Origin of the sequence: Agrobacterium sp. B1(2019) (assembly GCF_008274755.1) — a bacterium.
GTDB classification, from domain to species: domain Bacteria; phylum Pseudomonadota; class Alphaproteobacteria; order Rhizobiales; family Rhizobiaceae; genus Agrobacterium; species Agrobacterium salinitolerans.
Genome location: NZ_VTPB01000002.1, coordinates 921,519 through 935,643, shown reverse-complemented (window position 1 = coordinate 935,643; position 14,125 = coordinate 921,519). Strand labels below are relative to the sequence as shown.

At 59.6% G+C, this 14,125-nt stretch carries 16 protein-coding genes; 4 read left to right on the top strand and 12 right to left on the bottom strand.

Translation table 11 applies throughout. The features are described 5' to 3' along the window. Nucleotides 1-16: 16 nt before the first annotated feature. Nucleotides 17-238 (top strand): 50S ribosomal protein L31, encoded by a 222-nt coding sequence (gene rpmE / locus AGR1_RS19120; protein WP_003497640.1) that lies wholly within the window; start codon nucleotides 17-19, stop codon nucleotides 236-238. A 154-nt stretch (nucleotides 239-392) separates the two neighbouring features. Here the strand turns inward: rpmE and AGR1_RS19115 are convergent, their stop codons facing one another. The 3 genes from AGR1_RS19115 to AGR1_RS19105 form a co-directional block, all read right to left on the bottom strand. Continuing rightward, nucleotides 393-908, bottom strand: coding sequence for a DUF1465 family protein (locus AGR1_RS19115; RefSeq protein WP_080794975.1), 516 nt, complete (start codon nucleotides 906-908; stop codon nucleotides 393-395). A gap of 403 nt (nucleotides 909-1,311) precedes the next feature. Next, nucleotides 1,312-1,503 carry a DUF1192 domain-containing protein gene (locus tag AGR1_RS19110; protein ID WP_077984877.1) on the bottom strand — a complete coding sequence of 64 codons (192 nt, stop codon included), beginning with the start codon at nucleotides 1,501-1,503 and terminating at the stop codon, nucleotides 1,312-1,314. After that, entirely contained in the window at nucleotides 1,500-2,789 is a 1,290-nt protein-coding gene (locus AGR1_RS19105) for an MFS transporter (RefSeq protein WP_080794977.1), read from the bottom strand. The genes AGR1_RS19110 and AGR1_RS19105 overlap by 4 nt, the downstream gene beginning before the upstream one ends. Nucleotides 2,790-2,926: 137 nt before the next feature. Between AGR1_RS19105 and AGR1_RS29645 the strand changes: the two genes are divergently transcribed. Next, entirely contained in the window at nucleotides 2,927-3,082 is a 156-nt protein-coding gene (locus AGR1_RS29645; protein WP_003497629.1) for a hypothetical protein, read from the top strand. Nucleotides 3,083-3,170: 88 nt separating this feature from the next. Here AGR1_RS29645 and AGR1_RS19100 read toward each other — a convergent pair whose 3' ends face one another. Further along, nucleotides 3,171-3,656 carry an Lrp/AsnC family transcriptional regulator gene (locus tag AGR1_RS19100; protein ID WP_080794978.1) on the bottom strand — a complete coding sequence of 162 codons (486 nt, stop codon included), beginning with the start codon at nucleotides 3,654-3,656 and terminating at the stop codon, nucleotides 3,171-3,173. 161 nt (nucleotides 3,657-3,817) lie between these two features. Here AGR1_RS19100 and AGR1_RS19095 point away from each other — a divergent pair, with 161 nt between their 5' ends. Together AGR1_RS19095 and AGR1_RS19090 are read left to right on the top strand one after the other, a co-directional pair. Next, nucleotides 3,818-4,384 carry a DNA-binding protein gene (locus AGR1_RS19095; protein ID WP_162927584.1) on the top strand — a complete coding sequence of 189 codons (567 nt, stop codon included), beginning with the start codon at nucleotides 3,818-3,820 and terminating at the stop codon, nucleotides 4,382-4,384. Continuing rightward, nucleotides 4,371-4,778, top strand: coding sequence for a PPC domain-containing DNA-binding protein (locus AGR1_RS19090; RefSeq protein ID WP_162520610.1), 408 nt, complete (start codon nucleotides 4,371-4,373; stop codon nucleotides 4,776-4,778). Before AGR1_RS19095 ends, AGR1_RS19090 begins: the two co-directional genes overlap by 14 nt. Before the next feature lie 38 nt (nucleotides 4,779-4,816). On the opposite strand, the gene AGR1_RS19085 is transcribed toward AGR1_RS19090, so the two are convergent. The 8 genes from AGR1_RS19085 to AGR1_RS19050 all read right to left on the bottom strand — a co-directional run bounded on the left by AGR1_RS19085 (nucleotide 4,817) and on the right by AGR1_RS19050 (nucleotide 14,101). Beyond that, complete coding sequence (locus AGR1_RS19085) at nucleotides 4,817-5,710, bottom strand: DUF296 domain-containing protein (RefSeq protein ID WP_149147871.1); 894 nt, start codon at nucleotides 5,708-5,710, stop codon at nucleotides 4,817-4,819. Continuing rightward, nucleotides 5,707-6,486, bottom strand: coding sequence for an SDR family NAD(P)-dependent oxidoreductase (locus AGR1_RS19080; RefSeq protein ID WP_149147870.1), 780 nt, complete (start codon nucleotides 6,484-6,486; stop codon nucleotides 5,707-5,709). Before AGR1_RS19080 ends, AGR1_RS19085 begins: the two co-directional genes overlap by 4 nt. Nucleotides 6,487-6,517: 31 nt before the next feature. Then, a complete protein-coding gene (locus tag AGR1_RS19075) occupies nucleotides 6,518-8,143 on the bottom strand; it encodes an acyl-CoA synthetase (protein WP_149147869.1) in 1,626 nt (541 codons plus the stop codon). Continuing rightward, on the bottom strand, nucleotides 8,140-9,309 hold the full coding sequence (locus tag AGR1_RS19070; RefSeq protein ID WP_149147868.1) for an acetyl-CoA acetyltransferase: 1,170 nt from the start codon (nucleotides 9,307-9,309) through the stop codon (nucleotides 8,140-8,142). Before AGR1_RS19070 ends, AGR1_RS19075 begins: the two co-directional genes overlap by 4 nt. Next, nucleotides 9,306-10,163, bottom strand: a complete 858-nt coding sequence (locus AGR1_RS19065) for an IclR family transcriptional regulator (RefSeq protein ID WP_149147867.1) — start codon at nucleotides 10,161-10,163, stop codon at nucleotides 9,306-9,308. The genes AGR1_RS19070 and AGR1_RS19065 overlap by 4 nt, the downstream gene beginning before the upstream one ends. Before the next feature lies 1 nt (nucleotide 10,164). Continuing rightward, complete coding sequence (locus AGR1_RS19060; RefSeq protein WP_187772230.1) at nucleotides 10,165-10,968, bottom strand: SDR family oxidoreductase; 804 nt, start codon at nucleotides 10,966-10,968, stop codon at nucleotides 10,165-10,167. Nucleotides 10,969-11,146: 178 nt separating this feature from the next. Beyond that, the gene (locus AGR1_RS19055; RefSeq protein WP_080794996.1) at nucleotides 11,147-12,157 is read right to left on the bottom strand and encodes a TRAP transporter substrate-binding protein; all 1,011 of its coding nucleotides are present in this window, start codon (nucleotides 12,155-12,157) and stop codon (nucleotides 11,147-11,149) included. 66 nt (nucleotides 12,158-12,223) lie between these two features. Next, the gene (locus AGR1_RS19050) at nucleotides 12,224-14,101 is read right to left on the bottom strand and encodes a TRAP transporter large permease subunit (RefSeq protein ID WP_149148022.1); all 1,878 of its coding nucleotides are present in this window, start codon (nucleotides 14,099-14,101) and stop codon (nucleotides 12,224-12,226) included. Nucleotides 14,102-14,125: the final 24 nt, after the last annotated feature.

Here is a 14,125-nt window from a genome sequence, read left to right as displayed (position 1 = left end):
AACCAGGAAGATTGTCATGAAGGCTGATATCCATCCCGATTATCACACGATCAAGGTGGTCATGACCGATGGCACCGAATACGAAACCCGCTCCACCTGGGGTTCGGAAGGCGCCGTCATGAACCTTGAAATCGACCCCAAGTCCCATCCGGCATGGACGGGCGGCAACCAGCAGCTTATGGACCGCGGTGGTCGCGTTTCCAAGTTCAACAAGCGTTTCGGCGGCCTCGGCCTCTGATCCTCTTGCGGACGGATCGCTTAAAAAAGAAGCCCGGTTTTGCCGGGCTTTTTTGTTGCCATTTTTCGGCGATGGCGCCCGCGTTAGCACGCAAAAGAAAAAAGCAGGCCGGTGAGCCTGCTTTTCAAATTGTCCGGATAAGGGTCGTCTTTTCTCAGTTGATCGAGAAAGCCGTGCGCAGGAGGTTGAGCTGCGCCTGCACGCTGTTTTCATTGTCCGGCACCTTGGTGGCTTCGGACGGACGATAGATTTCGCGGTCGAGCAGGGCGATGCGGTTCTGCAGACGCAGCGAACGCTCGATGAGATCGCGGAAAGATTCCGGCAGGTCGTTCCAGCCAGGGGCGTTCCGGTCGACGTTGAAGCTGTCGAGTCGCACTTTGTTCTTTTCGCTCAGAACCTGATCACGGGTCATTTCGCCATTGTTCACGGCCCGCTGCAGCAGCAGCCAGGATGCCATCTGCATCAGGCGGGTGGTGAGGCGCATCGACTCCGCCGCGTAAAGCACGGACGCCATGCGCGGCAGAACCTTGGAGGCTGTGCGGCCGGCGCCATCGAGATAGCTCGCCGTTTCCTCAACCAAGGTCATGCCTTCGGTATAGAGGGCCTTGAACTGGTTGGAAGCAGCCGCGCGACCCGCAAAGCTTATGGTATTTAAAACCTGTTCCGACATTTCTTTAAATCCCTGCTCACGCACCACACTGTCAGGCAACGACGATCCGGATATTTTGTTCCGGCCTTTAGTGTTTTCAGGATGGTATCTTTACCTGAAATGCGCAAGGCAATTATTAAAGAAGGGTTAATACCCACAGTTTTACGAATTGCGGCGACCGGCAAAAAAAGAGCCGCGAAAGCGGCTCTCAAGGTAAAACAGGGAGAAAAATCAGACCAATTCGCCGTGTGGAGAAGATGCCTGAGGTCCAGAAGAACTGGACATGTATAGTAATCTCTCAGAAAGCTTAATTTTTGGTTAATGGTAAACGAAAGACTGCACCGTAATATTCATGTTCGGATACTGGCCGAGACGTAGCTTACGGTGGCGGAAGTGCAATCGCGTGTCTATTCTGAAGCGCGCATCAGGATCGGAAGAGATTTTCCGCCGCCTGCCTTCCGGCGGATTTCCGTGTCCTCTCCTCTTCGAGTCGGATGATTTCGGCTTGCAGAAGATCGATACGGCTGCTCAGCTCGTCCACCGAAAGAAGGCTGAGATCGCCGCCGATCTCATGCGCCGCCGGTTTTTGAGGACGGTCATCGTCAAAGAGGCTCATATACCTGCTCCTTTTTCCACATAATCGCCATCGTCGTCTGGATATTGCGGCGCGCGCGGGTCAAGCGCAATACTTTCCGGCGTCACGAGCGGCGAAGGTGTTGTCGGCATCATCGTTGAGAAATTGTCTTTTTCCTCGGTGGAAAGCGCTGCGCGACGGCGGCTTCTGATGATGGCGTAGGCGGTGATGAGCAGATGTGCCACAGCCGTCACCAGGAACAGCGCATAGGGGCCGGAATAGGTCATGATCGCGCCGCCGAGCGTCGGGCCGATGATGGTGCCGATGCCGTAAAGCAGCAGCAGGCCACCGGACACCTTGACGAAGTCCTCCGATGCGGCGAAGTCATTGGCATGGGCCACGGCGATGGGATAAAGCGCGTTGGCGGCGGCACCATAAATGGCGATCATGGGGATGAGCACATAGACATCATGCGGCTGCACGGCCGCGACGGCCAGGCCCGCGACAGCGCCAACCCCGGCCAGCCCGGCCAGCACGTAGCGGCGGTCTATCCGGTCTGAAAGCCGGCCTGCGGGAAATTGCGCCAGCGCACCCACGAAAATCGTAACGGACACCATGATCGCGATCATGGTCGGGTCCAGCCCTGCCCGTGCACCGAAGACGGCGCCGAGCGTACCGTAAGCGCCGTTGGCAATGCCGATCATCAGGATGCCGACGAAAGAGACCGGTGAGTTGCGGTAAAGGGCCGGCAGATCCAGCTTCACCTTCTGCAACGGCTGTGGGCTCGCCGCTTTCGAAAGCGTGGCCGGCAGAATGGCGATGCAATAAATGATGCCGCAGATCATGAACAGCGAGGTATTGCTGATATCGCCCATCGGCACGATCATCTGTCCCGCCACGACGCCGAGCAGCGTGATGGCGATATAAAGCGAGAAGATCATACCACGACTTTCATTGGTGGCGCGCTCGTTCAGCCAGCTTTCGATGATCATCGAGGTTCCGGCCGTGCAGAAACCGGTCAGCGCGCGCAGCGCGATCCATGAGGTGTCGTCGATGATAAGGCCGGTCATCAGCACCGTCAGGCACACCAGCGCCACGAAGGACCCGAATGCCCGCACATGGCCAGCGCGGCGCACGATGGCGGGCGCGACAAAGCAGCCGACGACGAACCCCGCCGCCCAGGAGGTGCCCAGAAAGCCAAGAATTTCATTGGAGTAACCTTCCGCCGAACCACGCACCGGCAGCACGAGGCCCTGAAGGCCGTTGCCGAGAAAAAGAAACAGAGTGCTGGATAAAAGAGCGAATACGGGTAGAAGATTTCTGCTCATGAAAACACTCTCATGCGTTCGGACGGACGGTCGGACAGGTCATAGGACGGGGGTTACCCGAATGAGTTGCACTCTTCTGGTGAACGGTAAAAATGTCCAGCCTGTGACGATGCAGAAATAAAGAAAAGGCTCAATAAATGACGAAGGCGATCGGCCTTTTTTTACTGCTGGCCATGGTGGTCCAGATCATCCGGCCACTCGGTTTGCCGGGCCTGAAAAAAAGAGGCGATTGCTGGAAGATCGCGGTTGCCGCCTTTGTCATCTGGTCAGCGACGCTGCTTCTGCGACCGTAACGCAAAAGCCGCCTGTCGGAATGGTTTCAAAGGCTGGCAAAGTGCGAAAATCTCTCCACCGCGCCATTCCCGTATGTGTTCAGACCGTTCAGGCAGACGAAGGCTCGGCATCGGGGACGACTGACAATGTGTGCTTGAGGCATTTAAGCGCGAAACAGGAGCGGGAGTGGCGCACGCCCTCGATCTTGTAAAGCTTGCGGCGCAGAAACTGCTCGTAGCCCGCGGTTCCCGCCACCGCCACCTTGATGAGATAATCATATTCGCCGGTTGTCAGATAGGCTTCCAGGACTTCGGGAAGAGCGGCCATGGCTTCACCGAAACGTTCCAAAACCTCATCGTCGTGACGGTCCAGCATGATCTCGATGATCACCGTTTCGGTCAGTCCCAGATGGGCCTGATCGAGAATGGCGGTATAGCCGCGAATGACCCCCTCGTCTTCCAGTCGCTTGACGCGCTGCCAGCAAGGGCTGGGTGACAGCCCCACCTTTTCCGATAGTTCCGTATTGCTCAGCCTGCCGTTCTCCAGCAGGGCCCGCAATATTTTGCGGTCAATTCTGTCCAGCGGCTTCGTCATGCCGGCCTCCCTGAAATATACCGCAAAAAAATCTGCCGTCCGTGGGGTCGCTCGCGAAAGAAGTGTTTTCCGAAGGGCATTTTGGCGCCGCCATTCGAAAGCACCTTTGGCTGGTCTTTGAGTACCGTACTGCAAGGTACAGGCGGCAGGGAGGAGCAGGCATGGCACCCACACGGCAACAGCATTTTCCAAGGCCGAGAACGCTGATACATCCCGGTATTTCTTCGCCGGTGCGCATCAACAGCCTGCGCTCGCCGTCTGCGCGCCATATGCGGCTGTTCATCGCGCCGGGGTGCAGCCTTTACGATGGAATCGTGCGGTCTTTGGCAACAAACGGCATCGAAAATGCCTCTTTGACCATCCTTGGCGGTTATTTCGACGCCCTGTCCTATTGCGTGGCCCCACCCGATCCTTCCGGCAGGGCGGTCATCGCCTATACGAAACCCATCGACGCGGGGGCGGCCTGGCTGGTTTTCGGCAATGCCACGCTGGGGCGGAGCATGAAGGGCGAGCCGATCGTGCATTGCCATGCCGCCATGCGGACTGCGGCGGGTGTGGTCAAAGGCGGCCATTTGCTGACGGAATCCTGTATCGTCGGAGAAGGCGGCATTTCTGCACTTGTGACCTCGCTCGACAGTTTCGTGCTGCAGCAGTCCTTCGATCCCGAAACCAATATTCCCCTTCTACAACCCAGGAACCGCACGGAGCGCGCCGATGAACACGCATAACACTGTCGAATCCGGCTCCATGGGCCGTGTGGCCTATGCCCGCATCGCACCCAATGAAGATCTCGTGCTCGGCGTGGAGAAACTGTGTCTGGCCGAAGGTTTCCGCAACGCCTTCGTGCGCGGCGCGCTGGGCAGTCTGGTGGATGCGTGCCTCGGCACCCGCAGCGGCGCGTTTTTGCAGATAAACGGTCCTGCCGTTGAAATCGTTTCGATTGCCGGCGAGGTGCGCGCCCAGCCAGATGGTTCCCTGCGCGCCGCGCTGACCGGCGTTGTCGCCGATACCGATGGCGCGGTTTACGGCGGTCCCTTCATCGCCGGCGCCAATCCCGTCTGCATGACCTTTGAGGTGACGCTGGAAGAATGGTTGCCTGTGGAGAAACCGCAGGCGGCGTGAGGTACGGTAAGGCGGGCGGTGGAGTTGCACGGCGCAACTCATGCGGCCGCCCCCTGTCTTTCGGTCAGAAGCAGTTCGAAAGTGACGCAGACCGGGTTCTTGCCGCGCACCAGCCGCCCGCCGCTGATCTGCGTGGTAAGATCGACCATCGCAATATCCAGCATTGCCCGTTCGCCACCCGTAGCGGAGGTGCGGATGCGGCCATTGCGGATGAGGATTTCGCTGGCATAGGCGGTTAGACCTGTTCCGTCTTCATAATCCGCACCAATCAGGCTGCCGATACCATTGATCTCGGCCTCCCGCAGGTCGAACTCTCTGCAGGCGGCTTCAAGCGCCGTGCAGATATCGGTATTGGGCCGCACGGTGCACAGCAGCGCCCGGAGCCCTGCATCCCTCCGGTTTCGCGGTTGTGGGATGGGCGTGAAAAGAGGGAAATTGGTTTCCTCATCCTTTTGCACGTCCAGGATCGCGCCATCCAGCGCCAGCGCTTCAAGGGGCGTTTTACCGGCAAATTCGGACTCCAAAGGCAGCAGGTGGCCCATGGATAGAACGCCTTCGGTACTTTTCCACGAACCATGGCAGTGCAGGAACGGCCGACCGTCGCGCCGCCCCATATGCAGGCCGGCATCAATGATCGTGCCTCCCGGCATGGAGAATGTTTCGCTATACCAGGCGGCATGGGCCTCATCGGGGGCGGCCGCGGGCATGACGTAGTGCAACCGCTTCATCGGCACATTTTTCAGTCTGACATAACCGCCATCGAAACCCTGTTCGACAAAGGCATCTGCAATCGCCTCGTTGACGCAGACACCGGGTCTAGCGTTCAGCGTGACAGGGTGGGCATGGCAGTCGACGACACGGAAGCGTTCGGGTGTTGCCGGCCCCGGATGGACGATGCTGCGTGGAAGCCCCTCCGGGGTCATTGTCGTCATACTGCAAGCCCTGCGGTAATGAAGCCACCGTCTACGGCCAGCACCTGTCCATTGATGTAGCTTGCGTCGTCCGACACAAGAAAAGCCACGGCAGAGGCAATCTCGTCCGTCCTGCCATAGCGATGCATGGGGACCCGGCTATGCCACTGGTTACGAACATTCTCCGTATGAACCGCCTGGGTGAGGGGTGTATCGACCGGACCGGGCGCAATCGCGTTGACGCGAATGCCTGATTGCCCCAGCTCGGTTGCCATAACCATCGTCAGAAGATTGACACCGCCTTTTGACGCGCCATAGGCGCTGCGGCCACGATTACCGCACATGCCGGAAACGGAGCTGATATTGACGATCGAACCGGAAATCGCACGGTCCAGCCAGTAACGCGCGGCGGCGCGGGCCACGGCGAAGCTGCCGACGAGATTAACGTCAACGATACGACGGAATTCTTCCACGCTGGTATCGACGGAAAGCTTGTCGATACCGATACCGGCACTGTTGACGACCGCCACAAGATCAACGGCATGATCGGCGCCGCCTGCCGTCAAGGCGGCGAAAGCCTCCTCTATCGACGCCTCATCCGCAACATTGCAGACGATACCGCGCGAGGCATCGATGCCGAGTTTTTCGCAGGCGGCATCCAGCGCCTCACGCTTGAGATCCAGTAGCCATGGCTGCCAGCCGCGCACCATCAACAGCTGCGCCGTGGAAAAGCCGATACCCGATGCGCCGCCGGTGATGGCGACAGCGCCTTTCATCTCTCTCGTCTGCTGTGTCATACCGTCTCCTCCCGGTTATGCGTTGCGGCCTTCAGCCGGTCAGTTTTTCCTCGAAAACCGGCATCTGGCCGCGCTTTTCCAGTTCCTCGCGGATCATCTTCTTGGTGATCTTGCCATAGGCGGATTTTGGCATGGCATCCCAGAACACAATGGCTTTCGGCAGCTTGTAACGGGCCATCTTGCCATCGAGATAGGCTTTCAGGTCGATGCCGGCGATATCCGCGCCCTCCCGCGCCACGCAGACAGCGACGCCGACCTCGCCCCACACCGCGTCCGGCACGCCCAGAACCGCTGTTTCGCTGATATCCGGGTGCATGAGGATTTTCTCCTCGATCTCACGCGGATAGATGTTCGAGCCGCCGGAAATATACATGTCGGAGGCGCGGCCGGTGATGTAGACGAAACCGTTCTCATCGCGGTGGCCAAGATCGCCGGTGCGGAACCAGCCGTTGCGGAACGCTTTGGCATTGGCGTCGGGATTATCGTAATAACCCGCGAAAACAGCGGGACCGATCACGCAGATTTCGCCGGTTTCACCGGCCTGAAGCTCCTCGCCCGCATCGTTCTGGATTTGCACTTCCATGCCGGTGCGATCAAAACCGCAGGTGCCGATCCGCGCCTCAGGGCCGTCTTCGGCGGTGTGGAAGGAAGGCGGCAGCACGGTGATGTTGCCGGTCACTTCGCCGAGGCCGAAATATTGCACCAGCACCGGACCGAGCTTGGCGAGCGCCCGTTTCTGATCGGCGCGATACATGGGCGCACCGGCGTAGATGACGTAGCGCAGCGAGGAATGATCGAAACGATCCACGCAAGGGTCTTCGATCAGCATTTTCAGAATGGTCGGCACGGTGAAGGCATTGGTGACGCGCCATTTCTCGATCAACGCCCACACCGCGGGCACATCAAGCTTTTCCGCGACCGGAAGCACCGTTTTTGCCCCATGCGCCACCTGCACCAGCTGGTGAATGCCCGCGCCGTGCGAAAGCGGCGCAACGACGATGGAAGCATCGCCCGGTCCGGTGCCGGGCATCAGATCGCACAGATGGTTGGTGATGACAAAGGCCATCTGGCCATGGGTCAGCACCGCCGCCTTGGGTCGGCCCGTCGTGCCGGAGGTAAAGAAGAACCAGCAGGGATCGTCCCTATCCACCGCCTGGCTTTTCACCTTCTGGCCCAGATGACGGGCCACGATGGCATCGTAGTCCTCGCCGAATTCGGCCGCGCCAATGGCGATGGTGAAATCGATCGCGGTCGCCTCACGGCTGGCCCTTGCATGCTCGGGGAAAGCACTGGCGCAGATCATGCCGCGTGCGCCGCTGGCTTTCGCCAGATAGGCCACCTCATCGGGCGACTGGCGATAATTGGTCGGCACCCACACCGCGCCCACGCGGAAGCAGGCGAACATCGATTCGAACATCTGGTTGTTGTTGGAAGACTGCACCAGAATGCGGTCGCCTTTTTTGACGCCGAATTCGGTTACCAGCGCCATCGCCATGGCATCGACGCGGGCGTCCATTTCAGCCCATGTCCAGCTCTTGTCGCCCCATACGAAGCCGATGTCGGCGGGGTTGCGGCGCGCAGCCTGGGTCAGGAAATGCGAGAGGTTCATGACCCGCGTGGTCGAAGGCGCAACCCCGCCCGGAGGATGTATCGTCATTTCACGCGCTCCATGATCGAGACATAGTTGGCAACCGCAGTTCCCCCCATGTTGAAAACACCGGCGAGCGAGGCGCCGGGGATCTGCATGTCGCCCGCTTCGCCCATCAATTGCATCGCCGCCATGACATGCATGGAAACGCCGGTCGCCCCGACCGGATGCCCCTTGGATTTCAGCCCGCCGGAGGGGTTGATCGGCAGGCGACCGGTTTTCAGGGCCGTGCCTTCGCGCACCACCCGGTGGCCTTCACCGGGCTTCGCCAATCCCATCGCCTCATATTCGATGAGTTCGGCAATGGTGAAGCAATCATGGGTTTCGACAAAGGAGAGGTCATCCAGCGTCGCCCCGGCGAGTTCCAGCGAACCTGCCCAGGCGCGGCGCGCGCCCTCGAAGGCCAGCGGATCGCGGCGGCTCAGCGCCAGAATGTCATTGACATGCTTACGGCCCCTGAAACCGATGGCGCGGTTGAGTGTCGCTGCGGTTTCCTCATCGGCCAGAATGATGGCGGCAGCGCCGTCGGAGATCAGCGAGCAGTCCGTGCGACGCAGGGGGCCTGCGACATAAGGGTTCTTCTCCGATACCGTATTGCAGAAATCGAAGCCGAAATCCTTGCGCATATGGGCATAGGGATTGACCGCGCCATTGGCATGGTTCTTGGCGGCGATCATCGCCAGTTCTTCGGAACGATTACCATAGCGCTGGAAATAGGCCTCAGCGATACGTCCGAACTGGCCGGCAAAGCCGCCGGAAATATCGGCTTCCTCAGCACGGTAGCAGGCGGATAGCAGGATTTCACCCACCTCGGCGGTTGGCAACGCCGTCATTTTTTCAGCGCCGACAACGAGCGCGATACGCCCGCGCCCGGCCTCGATGAAATCCATGGCGCTGTAAAGGGCGGCCGATCCCGTCGAGCAGGCATTCTCGAAACGCACGGCGGGCGTATAGGCAAGGCGCTCATCGCCCATGGCCACCAGCGCGCCCTGAAAATCCTGTTTCGAGAAACCGTTATTCATCACGCCGACGAAAATGCCGTCTATATCGCCGACATCGACGCCCGCATGGTCAATGGCCGGCGGGACGACCGAAGCCATCAGCTGCTCGGTATTTTCAAGGGCCGATTTGCCGAAAGGCGAATGCGCCCAGCCGACGATTTGCGCTTTGCTCATTTGCTCGTTCTCCTTGTTTGCCGTTTCGCGTCGCCTTCGCCGCGCGTGCGGGCGCGGCTGGCCATCATTTCTGCAATGCGTGTCTCGATGCGGGTCACTTCCTCGCGCAGCAGCGCCGCCAGTTCGGGTTGGCGCTCCGGCCGCATGCGGCTATCGACGGCGGCAATGCTCAACGCCCCCGCCACCGCGCCATCCGGTGTTCGGATGGCAACGCCGATACCCCAGGAATTCGAGAGGATCAGACCCGGATTGAGCGAATAACCATTGGTTCTCGTCAATTCGACATCGCGGCGCAGTCCGTCAAGCGTGATGCCGGGATAGTTCGCGGCGATCAGCCCGCTGTTGGCGACAATGACGCTTTCCACCTCGGCGTCGGGCAGCGCCGCCAGCATGGCGAGCGATCCTGCTCCAATGCCCAGCGGGTGCTCGAAACCGGCCTGAAGCGCGTGGGTGCGCACCGGCCAGGTGCCTTCTTCGCGATAGAGGCACAGTGCAAACGTGTCCCGGCGGACGGAAAGGAAGCTCGAATCCTCGGTGCGGCGGGAAATGCGCGTCAGACTATCCTGGGCCATCTGCAGCAAGCCGAAACGGCGCGATGACAGGCTGCCCAGCACATAGGCTTCCTCGCCCAGATAATAACGCCGCGTTTCCTCGTCCTGCTCGACGAGGCCTGCGCGGATGAGCGCCAGCAGCAGGCGGCGAGCCGTTGGCTTGTTCAGCCCGCTTTCGGTAACGATGACCGAAAGCGCCACACCGCGTTCGGCATGACGCCCCACCATTGATAGAAGTCCCAGCGCCCTGTCTACCGCGCGCGCGCCTGTCAGGTCGCTTTCTGTCGGGAGCATCGTGGCCATATCAGGAGAACGCTCCCACCGCACAGCTTTGCCCGCCATCGACCGGCAGACAGACGCCGGTGATGAACTTGGCTTCATCGGATGCCAGAAAGACTGCCGCGCGGGCGATATCGAAGGCATCGCCCATGCGGCCGACCGGGACGGCGGCATTGCGCGCCGCCACCATATCCTCGACGGAGGCATATTGATTGCTGATCTGCTTGTAGATCAGCGGCGTATCGATCATTCCGGGCAGAACGCAATTGGCGCGAATGCCTTGGCGGGCATATTGCATGGCCAGCGCCACGGTCGCCTGGTTTACGGCGGCTTTGGTGGCGTAATAGGCAAAATAGGGATAGCCGGTCCAGCGGATGGAGGCGAGCGAGGAGATGTTGACGATGGCCCCGCCGCCCTGCGCCAGCATTATCGGCAGTACGGCCTTGGCGGTGCGATAAACGGAGCCGATATTGAGATCGACCGAGGCGCGGAACTGCTCCTCATCCAGCTCGACCGGGCCGCCCATATGGGTCACGCCGACATTGTTGTGCAGGATATCGATGCCGCCGAAGACCTCGCAGGTCCGGGCAACCGTGGCTGATACGGAATCGAGTTTAGTCACATCGGCAGCAACCGCAATCGCCTCGAAACCTTCGCCGCGAATGATCTGCGCGGTCTCCTCGGCCGCTTCAGGCGAGAGGTCGACACAGGCCACGCGCGCGCCTTCGCGGGCAAATTGCACGGCCGCAGCCTTGCCATTGCCGAAACCCGGGCCAGATGATCCTGCACCAAAAACAATGGCGCGTTTTCCCGTCAGGCGACCAGTCAAAACAGTCTCCATTACAATCGTCAGACATAATCCGGTTGGCCCCGCTGGAGCGTTTTCACTTTTCTTCGAATCGCGAAAACGCTCCAGCTTTTTGTTTTGTCGCATTTCCGGACGGAAAACCGGGGTCCACTTTTCCTGGAAATGCTCTCAAAGCGGGGCCAGTTATTCAGCGGACCGATCAGGTCAGGCTGGCGCCAACGGCCTTTTCGAGAATGGCCCAAGCCTCATCGCCGTATTTGCCCTTCCATTCGGAATAAAAACCGGCCTCCTTGAGGGTTGCACGGAAGAGCGAGGCGTCGGTGTCGTTGAAGGTCATGCCCTTGGCAATCAGGTCTTCCTTCACCGAGGCGTTGAGTTTCGCCACATCGGCCCGTTCGTCCTTGCCAGCCTGATTGAGGTTTTTGGCAACGATGGTGCGCAGGTCATCCGGCAGGCGCTCCCAGGCGCGTTTGTTTGCCAGGAACCAGAAGCCGTCCCACATGTGGTTGGTGACCGAGCAGAATTTCTGCACTTCGAACAGCTTGGCGGTGGAAATGATCGCAAGCGGGTTTTCCTGGCCATCGACAACGCCGGTCTGCAAGGCGGTGTAGACTTCAGCGAAATTGATCGAGGCAGGGGCCGACTTGAAAGCCTTGAACATCGAGGTCCAGAGCGGGCTCACCGGCACGCGAATCTTGAAGCTTTCGAGATCGGCCGGCGTGGCGATGGGCTTCGAAGCGCTGGTGATCTGGCGGAAACCGTTATCCCATATCGTGTCCATGGCAACGAGGTTCTGCTTGGCGATTTCGCCGCGCACATATTTGCCGAGATCGCCATCCATGGCCGCCCATACCGAATCGTAGTTCGGGAAGGCGAAGCCGATGCCGCTGATGGATGCATTCGGCACCAGCGTCGAGAGGATCAGTGGCGAAAGCGTAAAGAATTCAACACCGCCCGAACGTACCTGGCTCAACACATCGGTATCAGCGCCCAACTGGCTGCTGGGGAAGATGTTGATATTCACCTGGCCGTCGGTTTCCTTGGCGATACGGTCAGCAGCCTCCTTGGCGCGGATGTTCATGGGGTGCGCGGCGGGCAGGTTGTTGGCATATTTATAATTGAATTGCGCAGCGCGGGCGCGCGACACAAAAGCGGTGGCAAGGACGGCGGAACCGGCACCGGCCAACACGGTACGTCTGTTGATATTCATTGCTTTCTCCTCCCAAAATAAAAGCATATGTCATTCATCGGCGTGGCGGATGGACCCGCCACGGTCTCAGAGCAGAATTGTCGAGAAGCCTGGAATTGCTGCAATCAGCAGCAGACCGATGACCATGGCTGCAAGATATGGCCAGATGGCGCCCATGGCCTCATCAGGCGAAACGTTGCCAATCTTGCAGGCGATATAGAATCCGATACCGATGGGCGGCGCCATCAGGCCGATATTCATGGCGACCACCACGACCATCGAATAATGGATGTCGTTGATGCCGAGTGTGCGGGCGATGGGGAACATGATGGGTGCAAGCAATACGATTGCCGGCAGGCCTTCCAACACGCAACCGAGGATCATGAAAATCAGGATCGACACGATCATATAGGTTATCCAGCCACCCGGCAGATCGGTGATCATCGCGGTCAGCTGGAAGGCAAAGCCGCTCTGCGTCAGCCCCCAGGCCATCGCCGAGGCGCAGCCGAGGATCAGCAGGATCGCGCCGGAGAGGGCTGCCGTCTCCACCAGCATCGAATAAAGCTTTTTAAAGCTGATGCCGCCGTAAAGCACCGCGCCGATGATCAAGGCATAGAGTACGGCAATGGTGGAAACCTCGGTTGCCGTCGCCACGCCGCCGCCGACCAGACTGCGGATGAGGAAGGGCAGAACCAGCGCCGGGGCGGCAATCAGGGCCGCCTTGCCCACCAGCGGCCATGGGGTGCGTTTTGCGCCTTCCATGTTTTCATGGCGCGCCTTCCAGCGGGCGAGAACCGCCAGAACCAGAAGCAGTACCATGGCGATCATGAAGCCGGAGGTGAAGAGGCCTGCAATCGACACGCCCGCGGCCGAACCGAGAACGATCAGCACGATGGAGGGCGGAACCGTATCGGCCATGGCGGCGCCGGTGGCCAGAAGCGCAATCATTTCCTTGGGCTTGTGACCGCGGCGCTTCATTTCGGGAAACAACGCCGGTGCAACCGTCGCCATATCCGAAACCTTGGAGCCGGAGATGCCCGAGACCAGAAACAGCGAGCCGAGTAGCACATAGGACATGCCCGCGCGAATGTGGCCGAACATCGAGGATAGCAGTTCCACAATCGCCTTGCCCATGCCGGTGGCGTCGAGCACGCAGCCCAGAAGCACAAAAACCGGAACTGACAATAGGATAATGCCCGACATGCCTTCGTCAATGCGCCCGATCATCACGATGGTCGGAACCCAGGTGGTAAAGGTCAGGTAGGCGAGGGTTCCAAGGCCGAAACAGAAGGCGATCGGTACGCCCAGCAGGAGAAACAACGCCACGAACAGGCCGAGGAAGATCGCCAGATTGAAATTGCCGAAAGTTTCGAGCGTCGGCGATGCCAGATAGAGCAGGCCGGAGGCGACCGCGACGGTGACAATGGCTGCGACGATGTCCCGCAGATTTTCCCTGCGTAAGAGGTTGTTGAGAACCAGCAGCAGCATAAGACAGGAGCCAACCGGCAATGCCGCGGCGCGGAAGGACATTGGAATATTCAGCGCCGCCGAGGTAACGACCCATTCCTCAATGGCATATTCTATCGCCGGCTTGATAATGGCCGCAAGAAATGTCGCCACCAGCACCAGGGCGAGCGAATTGACATAGCCCAGAATGCGCTGCGGAAACATGTTGAGAAACAGCGTCAGGCGCAGGTGCTCGCTGCGGTCGATGGCAATTGCCGCACCCAGCATGGCAAACCACAGAAAGCTCAACGACGCCGTTTCATCGATCCAGACGATTGGCAAATGCAGGGCATAACGCGACGCCACGCCCAGCAGAAGCAGGCCGATCATCACCGCCAGCAGCACCGCCGCCACGGCCTCGATGGGTCGCATGAACCATGAGCCTGTTACCGGACCGGTATGCAAAAGCTCTCCATCGAGTACAAATACGTCGTCATTCGCGTTTGCGGTCATGGTTATCGGGGCCTCCTCTCCCACAGAACA